The 19,968-nt window shown below is 73.5% G+C and carries 17 protein-coding genes; 7 read left to right on the top strand and 10 right to left on the bottom strand.

The features are described from left to right. Positions 1-30: 30 nt before the first annotated feature. Together ACIO92_RS08495 and ACIO92_RS08490 are read left to right on the top strand one after the other, a co-directional pair. On the top strand, positions 31-489 hold the full coding sequence (locus ACIO92_RS08495; RefSeq protein WP_366442988.1) for a hypothetical protein: 459 nt from the start codon (positions 31-33) through the stop codon (positions 487-489). Between the two features lie 13 nt (positions 490-502). After that, the gene (locus ACIO92_RS08490) at positions 503-1,192 is read left to right on the top strand and encodes a DUF2293 domain-containing protein (RefSeq protein ID WP_366442987.1); all 690 of its coding nucleotides are present in this window, start codon (positions 503-505) and stop codon (positions 1,190-1,192) included. A 46-nt stretch (positions 1,193-1,238) separates the two neighbouring features. On the opposite strand, the gene ACIO92_RS08485 is transcribed toward ACIO92_RS08490, so the two are convergent. The 3 genes from ACIO92_RS08485 to ACIO92_RS08475 all read right to left on the bottom strand — a co-directional run bounded on the left by ACIO92_RS08485 (position 1,239) and on the right by ACIO92_RS08475 (position 6,264). Continuing rightward, positions 1,239-2,021 (bottom strand): chaplin, encoded by a 783-nt coding sequence (locus ACIO92_RS08485; protein ID WP_402279296.1) that lies wholly within the window; start codon positions 2,019-2,021, stop codon positions 1,239-1,241. 128 nt (positions 2,022-2,149) lie between these two features. Continuing rightward, a complete protein-coding gene (locus ACIO92_RS08480; protein WP_402279299.1) occupies positions 2,150-3,415 on the bottom strand; it encodes an SWIM zinc finger family protein in 1,266 nt (421 codons plus the stop codon). Further along, positions 3,412-6,264, bottom strand: coding sequence for a DEAD/DEAH box helicase (locus ACIO92_RS08475; protein ID WP_402279302.1), 2,853 nt, complete (start codon positions 6,262-6,264; stop codon positions 3,412-3,414). The genes ACIO92_RS08480 and ACIO92_RS08475 overlap by 4 nt, the downstream gene beginning before the upstream one ends. Before the next feature lie 206 nt (positions 6,265-6,470). On the opposite strand from ACIO92_RS08475, the gene ACIO92_RS08470 reads away from it, so the two are divergent. Continuing rightward, complete coding sequence (locus ACIO92_RS08470; protein WP_366442983.1) at positions 6,471-6,806, top strand: hypothetical protein; 336 nt, start codon at positions 6,471-6,473, stop codon at positions 6,804-6,806. Between the two features lie 108 nt (positions 6,807-6,914). Continuing rightward, complete coding sequence (locus tag ACIO92_RS08465; RefSeq protein ID WP_402058273.1) at positions 6,915-7,190, top strand: DUF6343 family protein; 276 nt, start codon at positions 6,915-6,917, stop codon at positions 7,188-7,190. Between the two features lie 199 nt (positions 7,191-7,389). Here the strand turns inward: ACIO92_RS08465 and ACIO92_RS08460 are convergent, their stop codons facing one another. From ACIO92_RS08460 to ACIO92_RS08450, 3 genes are all read right to left on the bottom strand, one after another. Further along, complete coding sequence (locus ACIO92_RS08460) at positions 7,390-7,758, bottom strand: tetratricopeptide repeat protein (protein ID WP_366442981.1); 369 nt, start codon at positions 7,756-7,758, stop codon at positions 7,390-7,392. A gap of 80 nt (positions 7,759-7,838) precedes the next feature. After that, the gene (gene coaE / locus ACIO92_RS08455; RefSeq protein WP_366442980.1) at positions 7,839-8,444 is read right to left on the bottom strand and encodes a dephospho-CoA kinase; all 606 of its coding nucleotides are present in this window, start codon (positions 8,442-8,444) and stop codon (positions 7,839-7,841) included. Between the two features lie 31 nt (positions 8,445-8,475). After that, positions 8,476-9,414 carry a PAC2 family protein gene (locus tag ACIO92_RS08450; protein WP_366442979.1) on the bottom strand — a complete coding sequence of 313 codons (939 nt, stop codon included), beginning with the start codon at positions 9,412-9,414 and terminating at the stop codon, positions 8,476-8,478. Between the two features lie 226 nt (positions 9,415-9,640). Between ACIO92_RS08450 and ACIO92_RS08445 the strand changes: the two genes are divergently transcribed. Then, positions 9,641-10,588: a right-handed parallel beta-helix repeat-containing protein gene (locus tag ACIO92_RS08445; protein WP_402279309.1), complete on the top strand. Its 948-nt coding sequence runs from the start codon at positions 9,641-9,643 to the stop codon at positions 10,586-10,588. 167 nt (positions 10,589-10,755) lie between these two features. Here the strand turns inward: ACIO92_RS08445 and rpsA are convergent, their stop codons facing one another. Next, positions 10,756-12,267, bottom strand: coding sequence for a 30S ribosomal protein S1 (gene rpsA, locus ACIO92_RS08440; RefSeq protein ID WP_351779064.1), 1,512 nt, complete (start codon positions 12,265-12,267; stop codon positions 10,756-10,758). A 346-nt stretch (positions 12,268-12,613) separates the two neighbouring features. Between rpsA and ACIO92_RS08435 the strand changes: the two genes are divergently transcribed. After that, positions 12,614-13,453, top strand: coding sequence for a class I SAM-dependent methyltransferase (locus ACIO92_RS08435; RefSeq protein ID WP_366442977.1), 840 nt, complete (start codon positions 12,614-12,616; stop codon positions 13,451-13,453). Positions 13,454-13,636: 183 nt separating this feature from the next. After that, positions 13,637-16,291 (top strand): ATP-dependent RNA helicase, encoded by a 2,655-nt coding sequence (locus tag ACIO92_RS08430; protein WP_402279313.1) that lies wholly within the window; start codon positions 13,637-13,639, stop codon positions 16,289-16,291. Here the strand turns inward: ACIO92_RS08430 and ACIO92_RS08425 are convergent. The 3 genes from ACIO92_RS08425 to ACIO92_RS08415 form a co-directional block, all read right to left on the bottom strand. After that, the gene (locus tag ACIO92_RS08425) at positions 16,275-17,261 is read right to left on the bottom strand and encodes a DUF3068 domain-containing protein (RefSeq protein ID WP_366442975.1); all 987 of its coding nucleotides are present in this window, start codon (positions 17,259-17,261) and stop codon (positions 16,275-16,277) included. The genes ACIO92_RS08430 and ACIO92_RS08425 overlap by 17 nt on opposite strands. A 13-nt stretch (positions 17,262-17,274) precedes the next feature. After that, positions 17,275-17,415: an SPW_0924 family protein gene (locus tag ACIO92_RS08420; RefSeq protein WP_351779075.1), complete on the bottom strand. Its 141-nt coding sequence runs from the start codon at positions 17,413-17,415 to the stop codon at positions 17,275-17,277. Positions 17,416-18,118: 703 nt separating this feature from the next. Then, entirely contained in the window at positions 18,119-19,918 is a 1,800-nt protein-coding gene (locus ACIO92_RS08415) for a lytic transglycosylase (RefSeq protein WP_402279317.1), read from the bottom strand. Positions 19,919-19,968 lie beyond the last annotated feature (50 nt).

Below are 19,968 nucleotides of genomic sequence, written 5' to 3'. Positions count from 1 at the left end.
AGGCCGAGGAGAACGGGAGGGCGGCCGGTCGTGGATGTGGCGCTGATAGCCGTGGCGGGAACCCTGTTGGGCGTTGTCTTCACCCACTGGTTCCAGGGGCGGGCCACCGAACGCACGGCCGCCCTCGCCCGTACCGAACAGCTCCGGCAGGAACGGATCGCGACCTACAGCGCCTTCGCCGGTGCGGTCGTCGACTACCGGCACAGCCAGAACGACCGCTGGTTCCGGGCCGCCGAGGAACCCGGCTCGGAGGAGGCCGAGGAGTCCCGGTACGCCTCCTACCGACAGCGCACCGCCGCCCGCCAGGCCCTCTTCCGGGTCCAACTGGTGTGCGACGACTCCGAGACCCGGCGTCTGGCCGAGGCCGCCTTCGAGGAGACCCACTGTTTGCACGAGGCGGTGGGCTTCGAGGACCGGACCCACCGCTCGGACCGGGCGAAGCAGGCGCTGGCCCGGTTCATCACCGCCGCCGCTCCCGGCGTCCGCTGACGAGGGGGTGCCCGTGGACCTGGTCGCGCCGGTCGTCGTCGAGCCGCTCAGGCGCCGTCGCTGCTCGGAGTGCCGACAAGGACCGCTGGAACGGATGATCGTCGAGTTCGACGCCCCGGTCTGTCTCCACTGCGCCGACCTCGGACATCTGGTCTTCCTGCGGCGGGGCGACACGGCGCTCACCCGCCGGGCCCGTGAGAACAGCGAACTGTGGGCCGTCGTCGTACGGCACAACCGGCGCCGCACCCGGTACGAACGGCAGGGCCTGCTCGTCGAGGAGACGGCGCTCGCCGAGGCGGAGCGGTCCTGCCTGGCGGACGCGGAGGCGCGCTCCCGGCGGCGGGCCCGGGACGCGGTGCGCCGCGCCGCGCTCGACGCCGGGGTCACCGAGACCCTCCGGGCGGAGATCCTGCGGCTCTTCCCGTCCTGCCCGGCGGACCGGGCCACGGAGATCGCCGTCCACGCCTCGGCGAAGGGCAGTGGACGGGTGGGGCGCACGGCGGCCGGCCGCTCGCTCGACCGGGGCGCCGTCAGCGCCGCGGTACGGGCCTCCGTACGGCATGTGGACACGCCGTACGACAGCCTGCTGATGCGAGGAGTTCCTCGGCACCAGGCCCGGACGAGGGTCGCCCCCGCCATCGAGGCGGTGCTCCGGGCCTGGCGTCGCGGCGGCGGTTACGCCCCCGGCCGGGGGCACGGCTGACGGCTCGGGCGTCAGCCCGTGTCGGCCGGGCCGCGTGGACGGGACCTCAGGCCCCGTCTCCCGCGCGGCGCGCGCGACGGTACAGCAGGGCCCCGCCGAGCAGCAGCGCGGCGCTGGCGGACGCGGCGTAGCCCATGGCGTCCGAGCCGGTGGAGGCCAGCGCGGCGGAGCCGGACCCACCCTGCGGCGCGGGCGCGGGCACCGGGGCGGGCGGCTTGGACTCCGTCTGCGGAACCGGCACGTTCGGCACGACGGGGGGCTTCGGGCGCGGGGTCGGCTTCTCGATCGGCTGCTGGGGCTTGCCCGGACCGTTGACCGAGGTGTTGCCGAAGACCGGGTTGAGCAGCCCGACCACGCTGACCGAGTTCCCGCTGAGGTTCACGGGGAGGTCGACGGGCAGTTGGAGGCCGTTCCCCGAGATGATGCCCGGGGAACCGGCGGCGTGGCTCTCGGCCGTGGCACCGCCGCCGTTGGAGGAGCCGCCGTGGGAGCCGCCCGCCTGCTCGCCGCCGCGCGGGGTGCCCGGCAGGTCCTTGTGGGTCCGGCCGCCGCCCTCGGAGCCGTAGCCCTCGGGCTCGGGCTGGGTGGAGCGGTTGGCACAGGTGTTGCCGAAGGCCGGATTGAGCAGCCCGACGACACTGACCGTGTTCCCGCAGACGTTGACCGGCACGTGCACCGGCAGCTGAACCGTGTTGCCGGAGCCGACGCCCGGTGAACCGACCGCGGCGCCCTGTGCGCCGGCGTCCGCGTGTGCGGCGCCGGCGGAGAGCGCGAGCGCCCCACCCGTGACCAACAGTGTGGCCAGACCACTTCGGCGAATCTGCCTCATGGCTTCCTGCCTTCCGGAGTTGTGCACGGGCGAATGCCCGTACCGGAATCAACGCGACAAACGTATGCGCCGGATCCGCCCGTTGGAGGGTTTCACTCCATCGAGTGGAGCGGCGTTCGAGTGTCGTGTCAGCGGCCGAGGAGGCCGGTGAGGGTGCCGACCGGGTCCGGATCGGGGGCGCCGCGCGGCCACCAGTCCTCGCGGTCGGCGTCCGACTCGTACCCGTACCAGAGCCCGTCCCGGCCGAGCCGGAGCTGGAGGGAGCGGGTGGAGAGCCGGTTGCGCCAGGGGCGGAACGCGGGAAGGTCGGCGGCGATCAGCGCGGGTCTGGCCCGGTCGAACGGGCCTGCGGGCGGGTCCCAGGGCTCCTCCAGTACGGCGAGACCGGCGGCGCCGCCCTGCCGCCAGGCGGCGACCGCCCGCGCGAGGTCCGTCGGAGTGCGGCCGAGCGCCTGCGCCAGGTCGCGGTAGAGCGCCCGGGTGGAGGCGGTGAGCCCGGAGCCGGGGTGCGCGGCGGCCAGCCGGACGGCGTCCTGCCAGGGGGTGAGGGCGGCGACCGGGTCGTGCCCCGTGGTGAGGAACGTGTGGGCGCGGACGGCCGCTTCGGAGGCGAGGAGGTCCAGGGAGAGCGGGTCGGGGGCGGCGGGGTCGGGCGGGAACACCACGGGGCGGCCCGGCCGGTCGGGGACCGGCAGCGGCGGGGGCAGCGAGGGCAGGGGCCCGGTCGCGGCGAGCACGGCGCGGGCCGGGACGGTGGGCATGGAGGGCGCCGCGGCGGTGGTCTCGGCGGCGGACCTGGCCGCGTTGCGCCGGGTGAGTTCGGCGAGGAGTTCCTGTTCGCCCCGGCCGCGCATCAGGAAGAGGACGAAGGGGTCCTCGTCGAGCAGCCGGGCCGCCTGGTAGCAGAGGGCGGCGGCGTGCTTGCAGGGGTGACCGTCGTCCGGGCAGGAGCAGTCCGGGAGGAGGTCGCCCGGCGCGGGGAGCAGTCCGGTGACCGCTTCCAGGGCGTGCGGCACGTCCTTGTCGAGCAGGGCGGCGATGTGCTCGGGGCGGGCGGTGGCCTCGTCGAGGAACCGTTCCCAGCCCTCGTCGCGGAGGGTCCGCATCCTGATCTCGGTGCGGTAGGGGCGGGTTCGGCTGCCGTGGACGTACGCGGCGACCCGGCCGGGGGTGACGGTGATCGCGTCGACGTTGCCCCGGCGTGCGTAGGCCTTGCCCCGGGCCAGCCGTGCCGGGTCGAGGGCGCTGTCCTCCAGGGCGTCCACCCATGCGTTCCCCCACCAGGTGGCGGCGAACCGGCCGTCGGGGGCTTCGCGGGGCGCGACCTGCGGGAAGGAGCGGCGGCGGTCGTCGTGGCGGGGCACCGCTCCGCGCGCGGCGCGTGCGCTGTTCACGAGGCTCTCCTCAGGGACACCAGGTCGGCCAGCTCCCGGTCGGTCAGTTCGGTGAGGGCGGCCTCGCCGGTGCCGAGGACGGCGTCGGCGAGGGCCCGCTTGGAGCGCAGCATCTCGGCGATGCGGTCCTCGACGGTGCCTTCGGCGACGAGCCGGTGGACCTGCACCGGCTGGGTCTGGCCGATGCGGTAGGCGCGGTCCGTGGCCTGCTCCTCCACGGCCGGGTTCCACCAGCGGTCGTAGTGCACCACATGCCCGGCCCGGGTCAGGTTGAGGCCGGTGCCCGCCGCCTTCAGGGAGAGCAGGAAGACGGGCACCTCGCCGTCCTGGAAGCGGTCGACCATCCGCTCCCGCTCGGCCACCGGTGTGCCGCCGTGCAGGAGTTGGGCGGTGATGCCGCGCGCGGCCAGATGGTCGGCGAGCAGCCGCGCCATCGACACGTACTGGGTGAAGACGAGGACCGATCCGTCCTCGGCGAGGATCGTGTCGAGGAGTTCGTCGAGCAGCGCGAGCTTTCCGGAGCGTCCGGCGAGCCGTGCGGTGCCGCTGCCGCGCGGCGCCTCCTCCTTGAGGTACTGCGCGGGGTGGTTGCAGATCTGCTTGAGGGAGGTCAGCAGCTTCATGACGAGGCCGCGCCGGGCCATGCCCTCCGCCTCCTCGATCCGCCCCATGGTCTCCCGGACGACCGCCTCGTACAGCGATGCCTGCTCCCGGGTGAGGGAGACGGGGTGGTCGGACTCCGTCTTGGGCGGCAGCTCGGGGACGATGCCGGGGTCGGACTTGCGGCGGCGCAGCAGGAAGGGCCGGACGAGCCGGGCGAGCCGCTCGACGGCCTCGGCGTGCTCGATCTCCTCGTTGTTCTCGACGGCGCGGGCGTGGCGCGAGCGGAAGGCCTTGAGGGAACCGAGGAGACCGGGGGTGGTCCAGTCGAGGAGCGCCCACAGCTCGGAGAGGTTGTTCTCGACGGGGGTGCCGGTGAGGGCGACCCGGGCGGGCGCGGGGATCTCGCGCAGCGCCCGCGCGGTCGCGGAGAACGGGTTCTTGACGTGCTGGGCCTCGTCGGCGACGACCATCCCCCACTGGTGCGCGGCGAGTTCGGCGGCGTTGGTGCGCAGGGTGCCGTAGGTGGTGAGGACGATGCCTCCGTCGGCGCCTCCCAGGTCGCGCTCCGCGCCGTGGAAGCGGCGCACGGGCACGCCGGGGGCGAACCTGCCGACCTCCCGCTGCCAGTTGCCCAGCAGGGAGGCGGGGCAGACGACGAGGGTGGGGGCGCTGCGGGCGCGGCGCAGATGGAGGGCGATGAGGGTGACGGTCTTGCCGAGGCCCATGTCGTCGGCGAGGCAGCCGCCGAGGCCCAGGGAGGTCATCAGGTCGAGCCAGGCGAGGCCGCGCAGCTGGTAGTCGCGGAGGGTGGCGGTCAGACCGGGCGGGGCCGGTACGTCCTCGGGCCCCGCGAGCAGCCGGTCCCGGAGCGCGGCGAGCGCGCCGACCGGCACGGCGGGCACGGTCTCGCCGTCCACCTCTGCGCTGCCGGTGAGGGCGGCGGCGAGGGCGTCGACCGGTTCGAGCAGACCGAGCTCCCGCTTGCGCGCCTTGCGGACGAGGGCGGGGTCGACGACGACCCACTGGTCGCGGAGGCGTACGACGGGCCGGTGCGCCTCGGCCAGCAGGTCCATCTCGCGCTCGGTGAGCGGGTCGCCGTCGAGGGCGAGCTGCCAGTTGAACCGGAGCAGTTCCCCGGTGTCGAAGAAGGAGGTGCCGTCGGTCGCGGAGCCGGGGGCCGAGTGGGCGGGGCGGACGACGGCGGAGGCGCTGAGCGAGCGGGCCAGTTCGCGCGGCCAGTGGACGGCGACCCCGGCGTCGGCGAGGCGGGCCGCGGCGGGCCCGAGCAGTTCGTACAGCTCGTCCTCGGTGACGGCGAGGACGTCGGGCACCTCCCGTTCCAGGAGCCGGGTGAGCGGGGGCCAGACCCGGGCCGCCCGGCGCAGGGCGAGGACGGCGTCGACGCGGGCACGGGGGCCGAAGTGCTCGCCGTCCCCGGCCCACAGGGCGGCGGCGTCGATGACGAGGGTGGGGTCGGCGAGGCTGTGGATCTGGAGGAGCGCGCCCGCCGCGTGCCGTTCACCGGGCGGCACGTCCGGCTCGGGGGTTCCGGCGTCCGCGTCGAAGAGGTCGGACGCCGACAGGTCGAGGCGGAGCGAGACGCGGACGCCCGCGTCCATTCCGGCCGCCGCCTCGGCGGCCCAGGCACGCGCGCGGGGCAGGTGCTGGGGTGCGCGGGCCGCGAACGGGGCCCCGACGGCGTGGGCGGCGGCCGGGGAGCGGGGCAGGGTGTCGGCGACCGCGTCGAGGAAGGCCCGCACCAGGGCTTCGGGGTCGGGCAGCCGCAGCGGTCCCGGACCGGGGACGGGCACGGCGTGCGCCTCGTAGGGCAGGGCGGCGGCGACGGCCCGCAGATGGGCGATGTCGTCGGCGTCCAGGGGCCCGGCCCGCCAGGCGTCCAGGTCCTCCGAGGTGAGCCCCGGCAGCAGTCGGCCCCGGGCCGTCAGGTGCAGGGCGTGCAGCGCGGCGGCGCCCCAGCCCGCGGCGGCGGGGTGGGCAGCCGGGTGGTGGCGGGCGGCCACCAGGTGGGGCAGGGCGGCGTCGACGGGGAGGGCCAGCGCGGGCACCGTACGCCTGCGGGTGCCGCTGCCGTGCAGCCGGGCGACGGTCAGCCCGACCCGCTCGGCGCCGTCGCCCGCGGGGTCGGGCAGGGGGGCGCCGTCGGGGCGCCAGAAGGCGACCCGGCCCTCGCGGGGCAGGGCGGCGGGCAGGAAGACGGCGGCGCTGCCGACCAGGCTCGGTGTCACTGCTCCGCTCCTTCCCACCGGACGGGTGCGATCGTGTGCCGGACATCCTCGGGACGGATCTCCGACCGGACCTCCGACCTTACGGGTGGGGTCTGACAACGGACGCCGCGCCCGTTCCCCCGGGCGGCCCAGCCCCGGATGACAGGGGGGCCGGGAGCGGCGAGGGTGACGAGCAGCGCAACGACCACGACAGAAGAGGTTCCGCCATGTCCGTTCGCCGGCGTCTCACGACCGCCACCGGGGCCGTGCTGCTCGCCCTCGCCGTGGCGGGGTGCTCGGGCCTGGGCCGTACGGCCGTGGGCACGCTCTCGTACGAGACGCAGCGGCAGGTGTCGCTGCGGGTGACGAGCCCTCCGGTGAAGGGCTGCCACCGGCTGGCGCCGAGCGGGGTGACCCACATCAGGAACGACACCCTGGTCGACTTCGTGATGTACACGACACGCGACTGCCGTGGCAAGCACTCCGTGTACGTCCCGACCAGCAGCAGCAACCTGACCCCGCCGGGCACCCTGCCGTGGCGCAGCTACCGCATCATCCACTGACGCTCCCCGGGACGCCCCGCCCCGGTCCGGCCGCCGGTTCCCTTTCCGTCTCCCCGGGTCCATCCTGGGAAGTGCCCCGGGAGGACCCCACGGGAGACGGTGGCCGTCATGCGCAGCGGAAACGAGCCGGTGAACGCGCGCAGCGCGCTGCGCCTGCGGTTCTGGCTGAGTCTGTGGGGGCTGGTGTGGGCCGCCTTCGGCACGGCCGTGTTCGCGCTGCTCGGCAGCCCCGGCTGGGCGGCGGCCTGCGGTGTGCTGGTCCTGGTGGTCCTGGTGGACCTGACGCGGGTGGTGCGCCACATCCACCAGGGCGCCCACTGGCAGCCGGACCGGACCGTTCCTCCGTACGAACCGGATCACGGCGACGGGACCGGGGGGCGCTGAGTTCCCGGCCCGCGCTCCGTCCGGTGCGGGCGGCCGCCCGGGGCCGGGTGTCCGGCCGCCGCTCCGGCCCGCGTCCCGCACAGGCGTACGGGCACTCCTGTGGGGCGGGGCACGGTGGTCCGTCCGGCCGCCGCTCCCGAAGCCGTCGCCGTCCCGTCTTCGGCCCTCGCCGTGGTCGCGGACATCGTTCCGGGTCCGGCTACTGCTCCGTGTCGAAGCCTGCCGCACGGAGGTACTCCGGCTTCGGGTCGAGTGCCGCCGCGAGACGGAAGTGCCGGGTGGCCCGGTCGGTGAGGCCGGACCGCTCGAAGGTCCGGGCGAGTGCGAAGTGCGCGAAGGCGTTGTCCGGTTCGCGCTCCAGGACGAGCTCGAACTCCAGTTGCGCGGGACGCAGCTGCGCGGCGGCGAAGAACGCGCGGGCGCGCAGCAGACGTGCCGCCGTGTTCTCGGGATGGGCGGCGATCACCGAGTCCAGCAGCTTGACCGCGCCACGGGGGTCGCGCGCGGCCAGCAGGTGTTCTGCGGCACGGAAGTCGATGACGTGCGTTTCCGGATTTCTGTCGGCCACCATGGCATCCTTCCCCTCGATCCGGTGGTTGAACACCGGACCCGGCACCCGCATTCCGCGACCGTCGCCGCCGAGGGCGCCTACGCGCGGTCGGCGGCCCGGAGCGCCAGATCCTCCCAGAGCTTCCGGACCCGCGGTGCGAGCGCGTCGAGCGGACCGTCGTTGTCGATCACCACGTCCGCCACCGCGAGCCGCGCCGCGCGGGTGGCCTGGGCCGCCATCCGGGCGCGCGCCTCGGACCCGGCCATGCCCCGGAGCCGTACGAGCCGGTCCAGCTGGGTCTCGGGGGACGCGTCCACGACCACGACCAGGTCGTACAGCGGCGCCAGGCCGTTCTCTGCGAGCAGCGGCACGTCGTGGACGACGACGTCCCCGGCGCCCGCGTGGCTCTCCAACTCCGCCGACCGGGCCCCGACCAGGGGGTGGACGATGGCGTTGAGCGTGGCCAGGCGTTCGGCGTCGGCGAAGACGACGGAGCCCAGCTTCGGCCGGTCGAGCGTGCCCTCAGCGGTCAGGACGTCCTCACCGAACGCCTCGACGACGGCCGCGAGCCCCGGGGTCCCCGGTTCGACGACCTCGCGGGCGATCCGGTCCGCGTCGATCAGCACGGCCCCGTACGAGACGAGCAGCCGTGACACTTCGCTCTTGCCGGCGCCGATCCCGCCGGTCAGGCCCACCTTCAGCATGAGCGGCAGCCTAGGGCCCGGCTCCGGCGGGTCAGGACTCGCCCTCCCGCTCCGCGAGGAAGCGCTCGAACTCGCGCCCCAGCTCGTCCGCCGACGGCAGGTCGACCGGTTCGGCGACCAGACTGCCGCGGGTGTCCGCACCGGCCGCCGCGTCGTACTGGTGCTCAAGGCCCTGGACCAGCGCGACCAGTTCCTCGTCGCCCTCGCCGATCTGCCGGTCGATCTCGGTCTGGGTGCGGCGGGCCTCGGTCCGCAGGGAGTGGGCCACACTCGGCAGGACCAGACCGGTGGCCGCGGTGACGGCCTCCAGGGTGGTCAGGGCCGCGTCCGGATAAGGAGAGCGGGCCACGTAGTGCGGGACGTGCGCGGCGACCCCGAGGGTGTCGTGCCCCGCCTCGGTCAGCCGGTACTCGACCAGCGACTCGGCGCTGCCGGGCACCTGCGCCTCGTCGAAGGGGCTGCGGTGGCCGGGCATGAGGTCCGTGCGGTTGCCGTGCGGGGTCAGTCCGACGGGCCGGGTGTGCGGGACGCCCATGGGGATGCCGTGGAAGTTCACCGCGAGGCGCACACCGAGCCGCTCGACGATCTGCCGGACGGCGGCGGCGAACCGCTCCCACTCCACGTCCGGCTCGGGGCCGGACAGGACGAGGAAAGGAGCGCCGGTGGCGTCCTGGACCAGCCGGACCTCGATGGACGGCGTCTCGTACGCGGTCCACCGGTCGCGCCGGAAGGTGAGCAGGGGGCGCCGGGCCCGGTAGTCCACGAGCCGGTCGTGGTCGAAACGGGCCACGAGCTGGTGCGGGAGGGTGTCGAGCAGCCGCTCGACGATCTGCTCACCGGTCTCGCCCGCGTCGATGTAACCCTCGAAGTGGTACAGCATGACCAGCCCGGCCGACTCCTGCGCCAAGGCCAGGTCGACGACCGCCAGGCCCTTCGCGTCCCATTCGTACAAATCCTGGGGATCAAGCACGGCTACCGCTCCTCCTCGTGTTCTCTCTGGGAACACCACGCACGGCACACCCATTCCCGGGGCGCCCGGTCTTCCCGCGAGGAGTCGTACGAACTCCGGCCACTGGTCCAGACCTTGACACGCCAGATGCCGCTCCCTACCGTCTCGGGACAGCTTCGCGTTCAGCATCACGTCCCTCGTGCACATACAGGAACACTCCCCCACTCCGGCACGGAAGGCATCCCCCATGCGCACCCGAACGCTGCTCCTCCCGCTGCTCCCCGCTCTCCTCGCCGTCCCCCTCGTCAGCACCCCCGCCGCCGCGGCGACCGTCGAGGTGGCGACCGCAGCCCAGCTGAAGACCGCCCTCGCCGCCGCCCGTCCCGGTGACACGATCAAACTCGCGGACGGCACGTACACCGGCAACTTCAAGGCCACGGTCCCTGGCACCGCTTCGGCGCGGATCACCCTGACCGGCTCCTCGCGCGCGGTGCTGACCGCGGGCGGCGGCTACGGGCTGCACCTGAACGGCGCCTCGTACTGGACCGTGCGGGGCGTCACGATCACCGGCGGCCAGAAGGGGATCATGGCCGACACCGCGGAGAGCGTGGTGATCGACGGGGTGACCGTGCACGGACTGGACATGGAGGGGGTCCACTTCCGCAAGTCCAGCAAGAACGGGATCCTGAGGAACTCGCGGATCTACGACACGGGGAACGACGGCAGGGGCATGGGCGAGGGCGTGTACGTCGGGACCGCCAACGACCTCACCGACCGCAGCGACAACGCGCAGATCCTCGACAACGTCATCGGTCCGGACGTGCGCGGCGAGGGCGTCGACATCAAGGAGGGGACCACCGGGGCGCGGATCGTCGGCAACGCCTTCGACGGACGTGGGCTGACCGGCGCCAACTTCGACGATTCCTGGGTGGACGTGAAGGGCAACAACGTCCTGGTCGAGAACAACACCGGGGTGAACACGACCAACAACGGCTACGAGACCCACACCCAGCAGAGCGGCTGGGGCTGCGGCACCGTGTTCCGCGGCAACCGTTCGAATCTGGCGGGCGCGACCGGGGCCCAGCGGCTCGCGATCAACGTCACCAACCGGAGTGCCTCGTGTCCGACCACGGTCTACGCGTCGAACACGGTGACCGGCGGGAACGGACTGACGAACATCCCCGTCACGCCCTGACCGGGTAGGGCGGCGACAGGGCGGGGCGCGCGGGCGGACGCCCGGTCGGTCAGTCGGTCAGTCGGTCAGTCGGTCAGTCGGTCAGTCGGGAAACAGAACGAGGCCCGCTCCCCCGGAGGGGAACGGGCCTCGGTTCGCTAGCGGCTAGCGCTCAGCGGAGAGCCTGTTCAGCTCTGGCCGCCGGCCAGCTTCTCGCGCAGGGCGGCGAGCGCCTCGTCCGACGCCAGGGCGCCGGAGGTGTCGTCCGACTCCGAGGAGTACGAACCACCCGAGATGCCCGCACCGGCGTTGCCGGCGGCCGGGGCGGCAGCGCCCTCGGCAGCGGCGGCCTCGTCGGCCTCGCGGGACTTGATGACCTGAGCCTGGTGCTGCTCGAAGCGGGACTGCGCCTCGGCGTACTGGGTCTCCCACACCTCGCGCTGGGTCTCGAAGCCCTCGAGCCAGTCGTTGGTCTCGGGGTCGAAGCCCTCGGGGTAGATGTAGTTGCCCTGGTCGTCGTAGGACGCGGCCATGCCGTACAGGGTCGGGTCGAACTCGACCGAGGCCGGGTCGGCACCGAAGGACTCGTTGGCCTGCTTCAGCGAGAGGCTGATGCGACGACGCTCGAGGTCGATGTCGATGACCTTGACGAAGATCTCGTCGTTGACCTGGACGACCTGCTCCGGGATCTCCACGTGGCGCTCGGCCAGCTCGGAGATGTGGACCAGACCCTCGATGCCCTCGTCCACGCGGACGAACGCACCGAACGGAACCAGCTTGGTGACCTTACCCGGGACGACCTGACCGATCTGGTGGGTCCGGGCGAACTGCTGCCACGGGTCCTCCTGCGTCGCCTTCAGCGACAGGGAGACACGCTCGCGGTCCATGTCGACGTCGAGAACCTCGACGGTGACCTCCTGGCCGACCTCGACAACCTCGGAGGGGTGGTCGATGTGCTTCCAGGACAGCTCGGAGACGTGCACGAGGCCGTCGACGCCACCCAGGTCCACGAAGGCACCGAAGTTGACGATCGAGGACACGACGCCGGAGCGGACCTGACCCTTCTGGAGGGTCGTGAGGAAGGTCTGGCGAACCTCGGACTGGGTCTGCTCCAGCCAGGCGCGGCGGGACAGGACCACGTTGTTGCGGTTCTTGTCCAGCTCGATGATCTTCGCCTCGAGCTCCTTGCCCACGTAGGGCTGGAGGTCGCGGACGCGACGCATCTCGACCAGGGAGGCCGGGAGGAAGCCGCGGAGGCCGATGTCGAGGATGAGACCACCCTTGACGACCTCGATGACGGTACCGGTGACGATGCCGTCTTCTTCCTTGATCTTCTCGATGGTGCCCCAGGCGCGCTCGTACTGGGCGCGCTTCTTCGAGAGGATCAGGCGGCCTTCCTTGTCCTCCTTCTGGAGAACCAGGGCCTCGATCTCGTCGCCGACCTTGACGACCTCGTTCGGGTCGACATCGTGCTTGATCGAGAGTTCGCGGCTCGGGATGACGCCTTCGGTCTTGTAACCGATGTCGAGCAGGACCTCGTCCCGGTCGACCTTCACGATGACGCCGTCGACGATGTCGCCGTCGTTGAAGTACTTGATCGTCTCGTCGATCGCGGCGAGGAAGGCTTCCTCGTTACCGATGTCGTTGACCGCAACCTGCGGGGTGGTGCTGGTGGCGGTGGTCTCGGTGCTGCTCGTCATGTGGGAAAGGGCTCCGGTTACGGACAGAAAGTCGTAGGTACTGCTACGCCGAGAGCCCGTATCGCACCAAGAAGCCGGACAGCCAATGAGACACCTTTCCCGCGGACGGGTGGCGCCTCGAAAACCGAGGGGACATACAACAGGTGCGAGCGCGGCCTGCTCCGTCTGAGGCGCGCAGGCCCGCAGCGCAACCTTTAGCATACGGGGGCGGCCGGACAGGGTCAATGCGCGAAGCGCGCACCCGGGGCAGATCGCCTCAACTCCGGCACCAACTCGAGTCCTTCCACGCCTCATCGGCGGGATCCGGGCACAGCGGCACTGAGCGCAAACTACATCGGCGGGCGAGATGAACCAAGAGTACGAGCACGAAGTCCCCTCCGGTCCGGCCGAGGAGGAGGGCGAGGCCACCCGGCGTGACGCGGGGGAGACGGAGAGCAGTCGGGCGAACCGGGGCTGGTGGGACAGGAACGCCGACGAGTACCAGAGCGACCACGGGGCGTTCCTCGGCGACGACCGCTTCGTCTGGGGTCCCGAGGGGCTCGACGAGGCGGACGCCGGACTGCTCGGGCCCGCCTCCGGGCTCAAGGGCCTGGACGTCCTGGAGATCGGCGCGGGCGCCGCGCAGTGCTCGCGGTGGCTGGCGGCGGCGGGGGCCCGGCCGGTGGCCCTCGACCTCTCGCACCGGCAGTTGCAGCACGCGCTGCGGATCGGTGGCGGGGTGCCGCTGGTGGAGGCCGACGCGGGGGCGCTGCCGTTCCGGGACGGCGCCTTCGACCTGGCGTGCTCGGCGTACGGGGCGGTGCCGTTCGTGGCCGACCCGGTGAAGGTGTTCCGCGAGGTCCGGCGGGTGCTGCGGCCCGGCGGCCGGTGGGTGTTCTCGGTGACGCACCCGATCCGCTGGGCGTTCCCCGACGAGCCCGGACCCGAAGGCCTGTCGGTCGCCGCCTCCTATTTCGACCGCACCCCCTATGTGGAGCAGGACGAAGGAGGACGGGCGGTGTACGTGGAGCACCACCGCACGATCGGCGACCGGGTGCGGGACGTGGTGGCCGGCGGGTTCCGTCTGGTCGACCTGGTCGAGCCGGAGTGGCCCGCGTGGAACGAGCAGGAGTGGGGCGGCTGGTCCCCGCTGCGGGGGAACCTGATCCCGGGAACGGCGATCTTCGTCTGCGAACGCGCGGAGTAGAGGAGTAGGGGAGCCGGAGCGGGACTGCGCCCGGTCCGCGCCCGGTCCGTGCCTGGTCGTCCGTGTGGACCGCGCTCCCTGTCCCGTTCAGTCGTACTAGTACGGCCGCGCCGGTCGTACTTATAGGTGGGTCCTGTGGACAACGGGACCCACCTTTTTCGGCTCTCGTACGAGACTGAGTACGTGATCCGAAACGACGCACTCGACCGTCTCCCCGTCCGTCATGCCGTGCCCGAGCTGCTGGACGCGCTCGGCCGGCGCGGCACGGCCGTGCTGTCCGCGCCTCCCGGTACGGGCAAGACGACCCTGGTGCCGCTGGCGCTCGCGGGGCTCATAGGGGACGGGCCAGAGCGGCGGGTCCTGGTGGCCGAGCCGCGACGGATGGCGGTGCGGGCGGCGGCCCGGCGGATGGCGTGGCTGCTCGGTGAGGAGGTCGGCGGCACGGTGGGCTTCTCCGTGCGGGGGGAGCGCCGGACGGGTCCGGCGACCCGGGTCGAGGTGGTGACCACGGGCATCCTGCTCCAGCGGCTCCAGCGGGATCCCGAGCTGGCGGGGGTGGACGTGGTGCTGCTCGACGAGTGCCACGAGCGGCACCTCGACGCCGACACCGCGATGGCGTTCCTGGTGGACGTGCGGGCCACCCTGCGGCCGGAGCTGGGACTGATCGCCGCCTCGGCCACCGGGGACACCGCCGCGTGGGCCGACCTGCTGACGGTGCTGGAGGGCTCGGGGCCCGCGCCGGTGGTGTGCAGCAGGGGTGAGGGGCACGGCTGCCGGGTCCACCACGCGGCTCCTCCCCCGGACGTCCGGCCGGCCCACGGCACCTGGGTGGACCCCGCGCTGCTGCGGCACGTGGCCGCGACCGTCCGGCTGGCGATGGAGCGGCACGAGGGGGACGTCCTCTGCTTCCTTCCCGGTACGGGGGAGATCGCGCGGACGGCCGGACTCCTCGGCGATGTCGGCGCGGAGGTCCTCCAGCTCCACGGGCGGGCTCCGGCGGCCGTGCAGGACGCGGTGCTGCGGGGCACGGAGCCCGGCGGGCGGCGCAGGGTGGTGCTGGCGACCTCGGTGGCCGAGTCCAGCCTGACGGTGCCCGGGGTGCGGATCGTCGTGGACTCGGGGCTCGCGCGGGAGCCGCGCACGGACCACGCCAGGGGGCTGGGTTCGCTGGCGACGGTGACGGTCTCGGAGGCGACCGCGACCCAGCGCCTGGGCCGGGCGGGCCGGGAGGCCTTCGGCCATGTGTACCGCTGCTGGCCGGAGGCCGGTGACGGGGGCAGGCCGCGATTCCCGTCCCCCGAGATCAAGGTCGCGGACCTGGCGGACTTCGCGCTGCGCGTGGCCTGCTGGGGCGATCCCACGGCGGAGGGGCTCGCCCTGCTCGATCCGCCGCCCGCCGGGGCGCTGGCGGCGGCCCGCTCGGTCCTCAGGTCGATCGGTGCCGTGGACGAGTCGGGCCGGGCCACCGCGCGCGGGGTGCGCCTGTCCCGGCTGGGGCTCCACCCCCGGCTGGGCCGTGCCCTCCTGGACGGCGCGCCGGAGGTCGGGGCGCGGCGGGCGGCGGAGGTGGTGGCGCTGCTCAGCGAGGAGCCGCCGCGCGGGTACGGGGACGATCTGGTGGAGGCCTGGCGCGCGGCCCGGCGGGGCTCCGACGGGTACGGCGCCCGCTGGCGGACGGAGGCCCGTCGCCTGGAGCGCCTGGTGGGCGAGGCGGGTGGCGCCGGTGTGGGTAAGGGGGCCGAGGTGGCACGGGCGGCGGATGGGGTCGGGGGGCCGAAAGCGTTCGGCAGGGTGGGTGGTACCAACGGGATGAGTGGTGTCGGCAGGACACGTGGTGATGGTGGTGGGGGTGGTGAGGATCTGGTGGCCGGGCTGGTGACCGCGCTGGCCTTTCCCGAGCGGTTGGCGCGGGCCCGGGAGCAGGGCGGCCTTCTGATGGTGTCGGGAAGCGGGGCGCGCCTTGCCGAGGGGTCGCGGCTGCGGTCCGGTCCGTGGCTGGCCGTGGCGGTGGCGGACCGTACGGCGCGGGACGCGACGGCGCGGGTGCGGCTGGCGGCCGTGGTCGACGAGGAGGTGGCGCTGCGGGCGGCCGGGCATCTGCGGGCGGCCGGGGAGGAGATCCGCTGGGAGGACGGGGACGTGGTCGCACGCTCGGTGGACCGGCTGGGCGCGGTCGAGCTGATGGTCCGGCCGCTCGGGACGAGGGCCGGGTCCGCGTCGGTGCGGGCGGCGCTGCTCGACGGCCTGCGGCGGGAGGGGCTGGGGCTGCTGCGGTGGAGCCGGGAGGCCGGGGAGTTGCGGGATCGGCTGGCTTTCCTGCACCGGGAGTTGGGCGGGCCCTGGCCGGACGTGACGGACGACGGGGTGCTTCTGGACCGGGCCGACGAGTGGCTGGAGCCCGAGCTGTCCCGGGCGGCGCGACGGGCCGATCTGGGGCGGATCGACGCGGGCGAGGCGCTGCGGAGACTGCTGCCGTGGGCGTCGGGCGAGGCGGGGCGGCTGGGCGAGCTGGCGCCGGAGCGGATCGAGGTGCCGAGCGGTTCACGGATCCGGGTCGAGTACGGCGGTGGGCGGCCGGTGCTCGCGGTGAAGCTCCAGGAGATGTTCGGGCTCGCGGAGACGCCCAGGGTGGCGGGGGTGCCGGTGCTGGTGCACCTGCTGTCCCCCGCCGGGCGTCCGGCGGCGGTGACCGCCGATCTGGCGTCGTTCTGGCGGGACGGCTACCGGGCCGTGCGGGCGGAGCTGCGGGGGCGGTATCCGAAGCATCCGTGGCCGGAGGACCCGGCGACCGCGCCGCCGACCCGGCACACGAGCGCGCGGCTCAGACGGGAGGGCTGACGGGGGCGGCGGCCCCGGGCCGGTCCGCCGGGCGGCGGGAGCGGGCCTCCAGCCAGAGCGAGAGGGAGAGGAGGAGCAGGGCGAGGAGGGTGAGGCTCCAGGGGAGGTAGGAGACGAGCATCAGCACCATGAGGCGGTTGGAGGCGACCATCTCGCCGATGCTCTCCAGGTAGTCCTCGCGCATCTTCACGTGTCCCTCGAAGACCGTGATGGTGTCCCGGCCCATGAGGGCCTTGGCGTTGCGAAGTTCTTCCTTGTGGATCTCCTCGCCGTTGACCGGGGCTCCGGTGACGGGCTCGACCCAGAACATGCGCTTGGTGGTGTACCAGCGGGTGAGGCCCGAGTCGGCGAGGATCTGCGGGGTGATGCCCTTGACGGGCATGGTCTTGGGCATGGGGACCTTGGTCCAGGGGACGGTCTGCTCGAAGTAGTAGACCTCCGTGCCGCGGAAGACGCGGGTGCCCGCGTAGTGGATGGGGGCCGAGGTACGGGTCTGGGCGTCGAAGTACTGGTAGTCGCGCTTCTCGGTCAGGAAGGGGAACTTGAACTCGATGCCGTCGCGCCTGACGGGGTCGCCGTCGACGGATTCGCCGGTGGCGTGGACGGGTTCCTGGGTGTGGGCGTCGAAGATGTACCGCTCGGGGATCTTGGAGACCATCTTTCCGTCGGGCCCCGCGACGTAGGAGAGCGCGTCCCAGACGACGACGTCCCGTCCGGCGTCGCGTTCGATGCGACGGGACTCCTCCACATTGCCCTTGAGGGTCTGGACGATCGTGATCTTGTCGACCTTCTCCGCCTTGAGGGTGGAGTAGTCGAGGAGGGTGGCGGGCCGCGCCTCCAGGACGGTCTCCTGGTACTGGTTCGCCGGGATCTTCGCCAGGCGGGGAAAGGCGTACCAGCGCAGGGTCGGGGCCAGCGCGGCGCAGAGGACGGCGAGGGAGAGCAGGACGAGGCTGGCTCGGCGGCGCACGGTCGGCCCCTCCTTACTTCTTGGGGCCGGGATCGGCGGTCAGCAGGGGTCTGGGCGAGGTGGGGCCGTCGGGCGGCAGATCGGCCACGGAGAGGACGAGGAGGAGAAGGAGGACTGGGGCGAGTCCGATGGCGGCGGCGACGAGGGCGCGCATGGTCGGCCTCCCGGGTGCGATCTGATGAGTCGTCAGGGCGGGGGCACCGTAGCAACGCGACCGCGAGATGAGAACAGCTCGTACCGTCGAGACGCCTCCTGATCGGCCGGGGGTCACACACGGCCCAGGGCGTGTTTCGAAAGGAGCGCCGTCTGCCCGGAGGGCAGGCCTGGCGGCGTCCGGTGCGTGCGATCGCAAGGCGGAGGGTCGCCCCGATACCGGTTGTATCGGGGTGTCCCGACAACGCGGCGAGCGTGCGTGCCAGACGCCGCCAGGCAGGCGGGACTTTCGAGACACGACCGAGACGCCTCTCGCACGGTTCCGGGGATCGCACCGCCGAGACGCCTCCCAGACGGTTCCGGGGGCGCGCGCCGCCGTACCGCCTGGGGAACGGTTCCGGGGGGGGCGCGCAGCGGGCCGCCGCGCCGGTCGGTTCGGGGGAGAGCACGCGTCGGCCGCTTCTCGAACGGTCCAGGGCGCGGACCGCGAGGCGCCGTTCCGGTGTCTTCCGGCCGGGCGGCCCGGCGAGCGTTCTCCCCGGTCCCTCCCCAGGGGCACGCGCCGCCGAGTCGTCTCCCGAGCGGTACCGGGAGCGCGCCGCGCGTCGGCCTCGTGGTCGGTCGGGGCGAGGGGGAACGCGGCGCGCCGCCCCGCCGCCTGGTGAGGCGGTGGGGCGGCGCGGTGGACGCGGGGACCGGTCCGGTCAGGCCGAAGGGGAGGGCGAGGCGGAACCGGAGGCCGAGGCGGAGGGCGAGGCCGAAGGCGAGGTGCCGCCGGAGGGCGTCGGGTCCGGGGTGGGCGTCGGAGTCGGCGCCGCCGTGACCGTCAGCTCGACCTCCGCGCTGCCGCCGCCGGGCGAGCTCAGACGGAGCACGTACGTGCCCGCCTTGGCGCCCGCGAACAGCTCGGGAAGGGAGATCAGACCGTTCGCGTCGGTGGTGAGGACGAGGGTCCGCAGCGGGGCGCCCGCCGCGTCCTTGAAGTACGGCCCGTCGGGGCTCTCCTCCGTACCCGAAGAGGAGTCGACGATCTTGGCGGTGACGAGCACGCCGGGGGCGAGCACGCCCTTGTCGGTGGCCTTCACCTGGACGCGCTGGGTGTAGGCGGCGCCGGTGGCGGCCGTCAGGGGGTCTCCGCCGACCCGGGCGAGGACGTCGGCCCGGCGTTCGGTGACGGTCGCGGTGAACCGGACCCCGTCCAGGGTGCGGCCGACGACGGTGGCCGTGATCGTGAACGAGCCGGTCTTCTCGCCCGCCCGCAGCGCGGGTGCCGCGGCGATGCCCGCCGAACCCGTGGTGACGGTCGCGGAGGTGCCGCCCCCGGTGAAGCGGGCGTCGGTGCCGCCGGTGATCTCGAAGCGGACGGCGACGCCGGTGACCGGGCTGCCGGACGCGTCGAGCGCGGCGACCGCCGGGGACTTGGCGAAGGCGCTGCCGGTGGTCGTGGTGAGTTCCCCGGTCGCCACCGTGGTGAGGCGCGTGACCTTGGCGGCCGGGGGGACGGTCGGCTTCGTCGGCGGGGTCACCGGGGGCTTGACCGGGGGCTTCGGCGCGGTCGGGGGCTTGATGGCGTCCGGGCCGCCCGGCGTCGGCTTCGGCGCGGGGGGTGTCGGGGAGGGGACGAGCGGGGAGGTGGGCGGGCGGTTGGCCTGGCCCCGGCCGTCGCTGCGGTCGGCCGGCAGCACGCCCGTTCCGTCCGGGACCTGGTGGGTGCCGCGCTGGTAGTACTCGAACCAGGACAGGACCGTGTTCAGGTACTCCCGGGAGCGGTTGTAGCTGAGGATCGCCCGGTCGAGGTCGGCCTTGAGGGCCAGATCGCGATTGTTGGCGCAGAGGTAGAGACCGGCGGCCTGCGCCGCGTCGTAGATGTTGTTCGGGTCCTTCTTCCCGTCGCCGTTGGCGTCCTGGCCCCAGACGGCCCAGGTGGACGGGATGAACTGCATCGGGCCGACGGCACGGTCGTGGGTGCTGTCGCCGTCGTAGGCGCCGCCGTCGGTGTCGGAGATGTTGGCGAACCCGACGCCGTTGAGGACCGGGCCGAGGATCGGCGAGAGCGTGGTCCCGTTGGCGTCGACCCGGCCGCCGCGCGCCTGCCCGGACTCGACCTTGCCGATGCCCGCGAGCAGCTGCCAGGGCAGTTTGCAGCCGGGGTCGGTCGAGCGGATCGACTGCTCGGCACGCTGGTAGGCGGCGAAGACGGAAGCGGGGATGCCCGCCTCGGCGGGGCCGGTCGTCACGGGCAGGTTGGGCGTGGGCGCCCCGGGCTTGTTCGGGGTGTTGAGCGGCGGCAGGTCCGTGTAGTACGGCGAGTCGCCGGTGGCCGAGCCGTCGCCGGAGGGGGACGTGGTGTCCCCGGCGCCTATGCTGCGGTCACCGCCCGCGTTGTCCGTGGGCGGGGCGACCGTCTCCGGAGCCTGTGAGGCGGCGAGCGCGGCGACCGCCGCCGCCACCACCGCGCCGCTGGTGGCTCCCCTGCGCAGCCTGCGGCCCAAGTGCGCTGACATGTCCGTGGTCCCCTCCCCCTCGACTCCGGCCCCGCGCTCCCCGCGTGAGA

This window comes from Streptomyces sp. NPDC087215, from assembly GCF_044744885.1.
GTDB lineage: Bacteria > Actinomycetota > Actinomycetes > Streptomycetales > Streptomycetaceae > Streptomyces.
This window is presented reverse-complemented; position numbering and strand designations above follow the sequence as displayed.

Excerpts from the sequence above, each read along its gene's own strand:
- ACIO92_RS08465 (WP_402058273.1), top strand. The coding sequence starts at position 6,915 with ATGCGCAGCGGAAACGAGCCGGTGAACGCGCGCAGCGCGCTGCGCCTG.
- rpsA (WP_351779064.1), bottom strand. The coding sequence starts at position 12,267 with ATGACGAGCAGCACCGAGACCACCGCCACCAGCACCACCCCGCAGGTT.
- ACIO92_RS08435 (WP_366442977.1), top strand. The coding sequence starts at position 12,614 with ATGAACCAAGAGTACGAGCACGAAGTCCCCTCCGGTCCGGCCGAGGAG.
- coaE (WP_366442980.1), bottom strand. The coding sequence starts at position 8,444 with ATGCTGAAGGTGGGCCTGACCGGCGGGATCGGCGCCGGCAAGAGCGAA.
- ACIO92_RS08420 (WP_351779075.1), bottom strand. The coding sequence starts at position 17,415 with ATGCGCGCCCTCGTCGCCGCCGCCATCGGACTCGCCCCAGTCCTCCTT.
- ACIO92_RS08485 (WP_402279296.1), bottom strand. The coding sequence starts at position 2,021 with ATGAGGCAGATTCGCCGAAGTGGTCTGGCCACACTGTTGGTCACGGGT.
- ACIO92_RS08470 (WP_366442983.1), top strand. The coding sequence starts at position 6,471 with ATGTCCGTTCGCCGGCGTCTCACGACCGCCACCGGGGCCGTGCTGCTC.
- ACIO92_RS08415 (WP_402279317.1), bottom strand. The coding sequence starts at position 19,918 with ATGTCAGCGCACTTGGGCCGCAGGCTGCGCAGGGGAGCCACCAGCGGC.
- ACIO92_RS08445 (WP_402279309.1), top strand. The coding sequence starts at position 9,641 with ATGCGCACCCGAACGCTGCTCCTCCCGCTGCTCCCCGCTCTCCTCGCC.